This window comes from Cupriavidus sp. 96C5-1 (assembly GCF_057798855.1).
Window position 1 is genome coordinate 1 of record NZ_JBYOJU010000101.1, and the last position, 6,396, is coordinate 6,396.

The window sequence follows — 6,396 nt, forward strand, 5'->3', positions numbered from 1 at the left end:
AGAACCTGTTTCAAAAAGACCAGCTGGGTACTGTTAACCGCAAGGCGAAGCTGTTAACCTCGTCCGTTGTGACAACAGGATAGAGAGGATGGGCAAGCCGATCATCGACGACGAATTGTGGGCATTGATCGAACCGCTTCTGCCGCCAGCCAAGCCGCGGCGATTCCGGTATCCGGGTCGTATGCCGGTGTCGGACCGGGCCGCATTGACCGGCATCCTGTTTGTGCTGAGAAGCGGCATTCGCTGGAACGAACTACCCATCGAAATGGGCTGCGGCTCCGGGGTCAGTTGCTGGCGGCGGCTGCGCGACTGGCAAAGCGCGGGGGTATGGGATCGCCTGCACGAGATCTTGCTGGCAAAGTTGCGTGCAGCGGACCGCATCGATTTCTCGCGCGTCATCATCGACTCCTCTTCAGTTCGGGCGGTTGGGGCGGGCCAAAAACAGGACCGAACCCCACCGACCGCGCGCGACCCGGTTCCAAGCACCACGTCGCTACCGACGCCAACGGCACGCCGATTGCGGTCATCCTGACCGGCGCGAACCGTAACGATATCACCCAGCTTTTGCCTCTGATCGAAGCGATTCCTGCGATCCGGGGATGTCGAGGCCGTCCCTTGCGCAAGCCAGGTCGGATCTACGCAGACCGCGCATACGACCACGACAAGTATCGTCGACCGCTTCATGCTGCCGGCATCCCGACTTCGATCGCCCGGCGTGGTCAGCCCCACGGTAGTGGACTCGGCAAGATCCGCTGGGTCGTCGAGCGTACTCATGCCTGGTTGCACGCATTCCGTCGTCTGCGCACCCGCTTCGAGCGTCGCGCAGACATTCACGAAGCTCTTCTCAAGCTGGCCTGTTGCCTTATTTGCTGGCGCACCCTTCAGCGTGAAGAGAGTTCATTTTGAAATGAGTTCTAAGGGCAAGATCGCCAGGTCGATATCGCGCCGTTGGAGGGCATCGAGCAGTTGCATGAATGGAGCGTCGGTGACCCGGATTGAGACATTGGGCGCCATGCCACGGAATTGGTGTATGGCATCGGGTAACAAGGTCATCAGGCCAGAGTGGATGCTGCCCACACGCAGTTGCCTGGCAGCGCCGATGGCGGCGGACTGCAGATCGGCCTGTGTGCGGCGAAGATCTCCGAGGATCCGCAGCGCGTGATCCTTCAGGATTTCTCCAGCAGGAGTGAGTTGCAGCTTGCGCCCGCGCGTCAGCAGGGTCACGCCTATGGCCTCTTCCAGGTCCGACAGCCAGTGCGAAACCGCAGACTGGGTCATGTGCATGCTGACTGCCGCCTGCGTTAGCGAACCGGATTCCGTGAGCACCAGGAAAGTCTCCAGATGCCGAAACTTGAGGCGTCGAGCCCAGGCGATGTCGTGGCTAGGTGTTTGCATGAGTAAATACTAATGGATTCCTCGGGATATTTCATTCGCGTATCTGTCACCAACAGACCATACTTTTCTAGCCGTATAGGTTGTTCCATGCGCTCCCAACCACTTTTTTGACAGGATGCACTATGAAGATTCTCTCATTCCGGTTACATACGATCCGGGCGCTAGCGGCTCTATTGGCTGGCTCGGCCATTGCTCTGATGGCGCCCGCTACGGCACACGGGACTGGCGCGTGGCCCACGCGAGGGCTGACCTTGGTACTGCCTCAAGCGGCGGGCGGTGGGGTGGATACGGTATCCCGCCTCTGGGCTGAATTCGCCACCAAGCAACTCGGCCAGCCCGTGGTGGTGGACAACAGGCCCGGCGCCGGTGGCGCCATTGCCGTGCAGTATGTGGCGCGCCAACCCGCCGACGGCTATACGTTGTATGCGGCCAGCGTGGCTCAAATGGTACTCAACAAGTTCACCTATAAGACTTTGCCTTACAACCCCGACCAGGATTTCCGGGGGGTGGCCATGCTCACCACCAACTCCTTTCTTCTGGTGGCATCCCCGCAGTCAGGTATCAAGAACTGGGGGGATTTGACCCGCTTGGCGAAGGCACAGCCGGCCAAGCTGAACTTCGCATCGGCTGGCAAAGGCAATTCAACCCATTTGGTCATAGAGATGCTCGCGCAGCAACTCGGCATCAAGCTGACCCACGTGCCCTATCAGGGTGAAGCCCCAGGGTTGATGGGTGTCATGAGCGGCCAGATTGACATAATGGCTCCTGTGCTGGGTACCGGCATGCCCAACGCCGTCGCAGGGCGTGTGGTGCCACTGTTGATATTGGGCTCCCACCGAGTGCCGCAGTTGCCTAACGTGCCCACGGCCAAGGAGGTTGGCCTTGCTGGGTTCGAGGACATCGGCTGGCTGGGCCTCGCGGTGCGCACAGGCACGCCAGAGCCCGTAGTGGCGCGTCTGCACCAGATCACACAGCAGTTTCTGGCCGATCCTGTTGTCGTGGATCAACTGAGCAAGTTGCAGGTGGATCTGATGCCCGGCCCTGCCGGAGCCCTGCATACCTATATCGCTAAGGACACCCAGCGCTGGGGACGCGTGGCCAAGGATCTGGGCCTGGCCAACGATTGAGCAAACGGTTGCAGGGCCATCACTGGGGAAGCGCTCCGGTGATACCACGATTCACGGGGAAAAAATGATGAGAAAAACGTATCGTGCCATGGTTTGCGCGCCACAGCCTGAAGCCGCCGAAGCAGGCCTTGACATCTTGATGGCGGGCGGCAACGCCGTGGACGCGGCCGTGGCGACGGGGCTGGTCCAAAGCGTGGTCGATCCACTCATGTGCGGCATCGCGGGCTTTGGCTCCATGGCAGTCTACCTGCCGGAACGCCAGACTCACCTCTACTTGGACTTCCACGCGCGCGCACCAAATAGCGCCCGGGCCGACATGTGGGTATCCCACCTGCGCGGAGAGGCGCGCGATGGCTTCGGCTTCATCCTCAAGGACTATGTGAACGAACTAGGCTACGAGTCCATCGCGGTGCCCGGCACGCTCAAGGCGTTTCATGAAGCACAGCGCGAGTATGGCGTATTGCCTTGGGCCGCAGTGGTACAGCCAGCTATAGATTGGGCACGCCGGGGCTGGACGGTGCGGCCACACGTGCGCGACTTCTGGAGCATGGGGGGCGAGATGGGTCACGCACCTCACTCAGAACGTCTCGTTTGGTCCAAGAGCGGTAGAGCCCTCTATTGCCGCGACGATGGCACGCCCAAAGAAGTCAATGAGCGTGTTGTCAACCCCGACTATGCCGACACGCTCGAATTGATAGCACGCGAAGGTGCCGATGTGTTCTACATTGGCGAACTGGCGCAGCGCATGGTGGAGGATATCCGCAGGCATGGTGGTCGTATCAGTCTCACGGACCTGGCTAACTACCGGGTCCTGCGCCACAAGCCATTGCGCGGCACGTATCGGGATTATGAAGTGACCACCAATCATCCACCGGGCGGCGGCGTGATGTTGTTGCAGATGCTTAATGTCCTCGAGAATTTCGATCTTCGGGCGATTGGCCACAATACGGCGGAGTACTTACGGGTGATGTCCGAGACGATGAAGCGTTCATCGGCAGATAAAGACCGATACCTGGGCGACCCGGCATTCTTCAACGTCCCGTACGAACGGTTGGTCGATAAAGCGCAGGCCGCCCGTTATGCCGATGCCATCAAGCGTGGTGAGGTCGCACATGTGCCGCGCGTCAATGCCGGCACGCCGACCAAGGATACCACCCAAGTGAGTGTCGTCGACAGGTCCGGCAATTGTGTATCCATGACCCATTCATTAGGTTTGCCTTCAGGCGCCATTACAGACCACCTTGGCTTCATGTACAACGGCTGCATGGCGCAGTTTGACCCAAGACCTGGTAGTGCGGCGTCGATTGCGCCGGGCAAGGCACGGTTTTCATCCATGTGTCCGAGTATTCTGTTCCAAGAAGGCAAGCCGGTCATGGTCATCGGCGCACCAGGCGCGACGCAGATCGTCATGGGCGTGCTCCAGGCCATCCTGAATGTGCTGGAGTTCGGTATGAACATGACCGAGGCCGTAAGCGCGCCCCGATTTTCGTCTACCAGTGATGTCATCGACATCGCCAACCGCATTCCCCATCGGGTTTCACAGGCACTCGGGGCCATGGGTTACGAGGTATTGCGTGATGCGCGCACATATGGCTTCGCATCGATCCATGGCATCCGCGTCACGTCAGAAGGACTGGAAGGCGGCGCCGATCCGAATCATGACGGTTGTTGGATGGGGTTGTAGGCTGAAGGCTTGGTCAACACGAGCCGTCGCTGGTCATCGGCACAGAGATACAACCAAATGATCGCAAGAGACATTGCGACGATAGGTATCAGATTTTGAAAAACGGAAAGGTAGTGGGATTTGAGGGCGGGCAATCAGTCGCCCTTGCAAGGCGCCCCCGCCCGGGACCCGGTTGGCGCCCGGGTCGGCCGGATGGCCGCGCGATCACCGCCGGCGGCACCGGCAACCGGCGCAGCTTGTTGCCCTTACCTAGTAATTCCAGCCACCAGCCTTCGATTCGTGCCCGGGTACCTGGCCGTGGCAGGCTGACCCACTCCAGGTGGGCGGCAGCGCGTCGAGTTGGGCCAGCACGAACGCCAATTGGCCTGGGTCAGGCTGTGGACCCCAAATCCAGTGCCGACTGGGCCTCGCGCGGCACGTGGATGCCGGCTAGAACGGTCGCCCTCCGCCACCTCGGCGAGCCTGACCAGCGCATCGAGCCCGGCTTCGCGATCCTGGGCACGGATCTTGGCCGCGCACTGCCTGGACGTCTAGCGCCGCGCGCCTGGGCAAAGAACTCGTCCGCCGTCTTCAAGAAAGGCCTCGACCAGCTGCCCGGGCACCTGATGGGTAATCGGCTGCGTCTTCGGTCGGGGTGGGATGCTCAATATGTCGCCTCACTGGTCAGGGGTTCGATGATGAAATGCGCCGCGGCATAGCTGGCGTTGCACTCCCACACGGCGGTGCCGTCGCGGAAGAAAGTGCACCAGCGGCCGTCGCTGACGCAACGTGCCCGAGGAAAGACTTCCTCATGGCCATTCAACATGGCCTGCATGTGGCTGGTCTCCCGGCATTTGGCCAAATACTCGCCGGCAGCCAATGGCTCGGGCATTGCCTTTCTTACCACGTGATTTTCCTCCTTAGAGCCGATCGGCTAGGTTCTGGAACGCCAGCCTGAAGGCCGCCCTCGCTGCATTGTGCACCAGGGTGACCAGTACGTGCTGGCGGCGGGCGGCGGGCGGCGGGCGGCGGGCATACGTTTGGCACGCGCACCCGCCGTCCGGCGCTACCTTCTGCCGGTGCGGATCAGATCGATATCCGCCCTATCGCGCGTAACCGCTGCTCGGACCTTCTCATGTCGGTCGCCGCCCAAACGTCGGCGACGATGCGCTCCGTCAGCGAGTTGATGCCGGCCTCTTTTGTTCGGATCAGATCCGCTCTCCCCAGGTATCCGAAGCATGGTGGCTCCGAGACGTACTGGCTCGTCGTCATTGCGCCTTCTCTTCACGGAAGAACCGCTTCATCGTTGCCATGCGTCGTGCATCCTCAGTGGTCACGTAGCAGGTGGTGGTATCAAGCGAAGCGTGGCCCGCGTTCTGCTGCACCACCTCCAGCGGCGCCCCGGCCACTGGCGCGGGAGAAATATGGGTGTGCCGCATCCAGTGGGCGCTGGCGGACCGCAGGCGCGCCGCGCGTATCCACCAGGTCCAGCTCGCTCGCGCAGGCCTGGAAGAAGCGCTTGATCTGCCGGTTCAGCGTGGTTGCGGCCAGCGCGGCCTGCACGGTCGGTCTTGGCCCACGGCACCCGCTCGGCCTGGTCGGCGGCGTGCCCCAGCAACGCCTTGCCTCGCCGCCCGCGGTCCAGTTCGCAGCCGGGTAAGCGGCAAAGCCCCACGCCGCAAGGTACCGTCCCAGCGCATCGATCGCCGGAAGGCGTTGCCCCCGCTTTTGGATATAACGCCCCTCGTCCGAGCGTCAGAGAGACTTGAATCCTCCCGAACAACGCACTGCTCAGCGCACGATATGTGCCTCTGCTGACTTCTGCCCGCCATTCCGACGCCTCTCGATGTCGGTAGCTCCATGGCAGCGGTGCAGAACTCCCCGGTTATGACGCCCCCCTCACGCTCATACCGGTCGGATATATGCCGCACCGTTCCGTGCAAGTACTGGGCTTTGGCAATTCTGGCTACCTCACCCCGATACGACGCCTCATCCGCTTCCTGCTCGTCAGTCCAGGGCTTTGCCCCAGACCTCCTTCATACTCCCAGTCGCCTGGGAGACCCTTGACTCTGGCTAACATTTCCCCTTGTCAAGGGTGTCGGGGACTTGCCCCCTCAAGTGCACGGGGCATGCCTGCCTGCGCGCACCCGGGCGGCGGCATCAACGCACCGCGCTGGCCTCCGCCACCGCTACCGCCGTCATATTGACGAT

7 protein-coding genes are annotated in these 6,396 nt (G+C 61.5%); 3 read left to right on the top strand and 4 right to left on the bottom strand.

All coding sequences use genetic code 11. The features are described from left to right. The first annotated feature begins 88 nt into the window (after positions 1-88). Positions 89-906 (top strand): IS5 family transposase gene (locus AC3FOF_RS44225; RefSeq protein WP_488728592.1). Its coding sequence is split into 2 segments (ribosomal slippage): positions 89-437 and positions 437-906, totalling 819 coding nucleotides; the frame shifts between segments, so codons are not numbered across the junction. Here AC3FOF_RS44225 and AC3FOF_RS44230 read toward each other — a convergent pair. Beyond that, the gene (locus AC3FOF_RS44230; RefSeq protein WP_488730277.1) at positions 898-1,395 is read right to left on the bottom strand and encodes a LysR family transcriptional regulator; all 498 of its coding nucleotides are present in this window, start codon (positions 1,393-1,395) and stop codon (positions 898-900) included. The genes AC3FOF_RS44225 and AC3FOF_RS44230 overlap by 9 nt on opposite strands. Before the next feature lie 122 nt (positions 1,396-1,517). Between AC3FOF_RS44230 and AC3FOF_RS44235 the strand changes: the two genes are divergently transcribed. Further along, positions 1,518-2,522 carry a Bug family tripartite tricarboxylate transporter substrate binding protein gene (locus AC3FOF_RS44235; protein WP_488730278.1) on the top strand — a complete coding sequence of 335 codons (1,005 nt, stop codon included), beginning with the start codon at positions 1,518-1,520 and terminating at the stop codon, positions 2,520-2,522. 64 nt (positions 2,523-2,586) lie between these two features. Continuing rightward, positions 2,587-4,206, top strand: coding sequence for a gamma-glutamyltransferase (ggt, locus tag AC3FOF_RS44240; RefSeq protein ID WP_488730279.1), 1,620 nt, complete (start codon positions 2,587-2,589; stop codon positions 4,204-4,206). A 643-nt stretch (positions 4,207-4,849) separates the two neighbouring features. Here ggt and AC3FOF_RS44245 read toward each other — a convergent pair. The 3 genes from AC3FOF_RS44245 to AC3FOF_RS44255 all read right to left on the bottom strand — a co-directional run bounded on the left by AC3FOF_RS44245 (position 4,850) and on the right by AC3FOF_RS44255 (position 5,624). Beyond that, positions 4,850-5,020, bottom strand: coding sequence for a hypothetical protein (locus AC3FOF_RS44245; RefSeq protein ID WP_488730280.1), 171 nt, complete (start codon positions 5,018-5,020; stop codon positions 4,850-4,852). 251 nt (positions 5,021-5,271) lie between these two features. Continuing rightward, positions 5,272-5,457 (bottom strand): hypothetical protein, encoded by a 186-nt coding sequence (locus AC3FOF_RS44250; protein WP_488730281.1) that lies wholly within the window; start codon positions 5,455-5,457, stop codon positions 5,272-5,274. Beyond that, positions 5,454-5,624 carry a hypothetical protein gene (locus AC3FOF_RS44255; RefSeq protein WP_488730282.1) on the bottom strand — a complete coding sequence of 57 codons (171 nt, stop codon included), beginning with the start codon at positions 5,622-5,624 and terminating at the stop codon, positions 5,454-5,456. The genes AC3FOF_RS44250 and AC3FOF_RS44255 overlap by 4 nt, the downstream gene beginning before the upstream one ends. Between the last annotated feature and the right edge of the window lie 772 nt (positions 5,625-6,396).